General features: G+C 42.3%; 2 pseudogenes. Both read left to right on the plus strand.

The features are described 5' to 3' along the window. A pseudogene (locus R7R24_RS28555) lies at window positions 1-143 on the plus strand (acyl-[acyl-carrier-protein]--UDP-N-acetylglucosamine O-acyltransferase); the annotation flags it as partial. 110 nt (window positions 144-253) lie between these two features. After that, window positions 254-600 (plus strand): annotated as a pseudogene (gene lpxB, locus R7R24_RS28560) (lipid-A-disaccharide synthase); the annotation flags it as partial.

The following is a 600-nucleotide window of genomic DNA, read 5'->3' on the forward strand; positions in this document are numbered from 1 at the left end:
AAAAAGCGTACAAAGAAATTTACCGCTCTGGTAAAACGCTAGAAGAAGTGAAACCGATTCTTGCAGAAATGGCACAAGAATGGCCAGCTGTGAAGCGTTTTTCTGACATTCTAGAAACAACGGAACGTGGTATCATTCGTTAATTCACGAATGAATCAATAAGTGGAAAAGATCGCGCCCAATTAGGGCTGCGGTCTTTTTGTGTTTTATGGATAAGGAATCCCTTATCCATAGTACATAGGGCGAAATCGATATGGAAAAACCATTACGTATTGGCATCATTGCTGGCGAGTTATCTGGTGACACGCTAGGGGAAGGCTTTATCAAGGCAGTGAAAGAACGATACCCGAATGCAGAGTTCGTTGGCATCGGTGGGCCAAAAATGATCGCGCAAGGCTGTGAATCTCTTTTTGATATGGAAGAGTTAGCTGTAATGGGCTTAGTTGAAGTGCTTGGACGATTACCTCGTTTGTTAAAAGTAAAAGCTGAGCTTGTTAAGTACTTCACTCAGAACCCGCCAGATGTTTTTGTCGGTATTGATGCGCCAGATTTTAACTTGCGTCTAGAGTTAGATTTAAAGCAAGCAGGCATTAAAACCGT

It is taken from the genome of Vibrio sp. 704 (assembly GCF_033339295.1).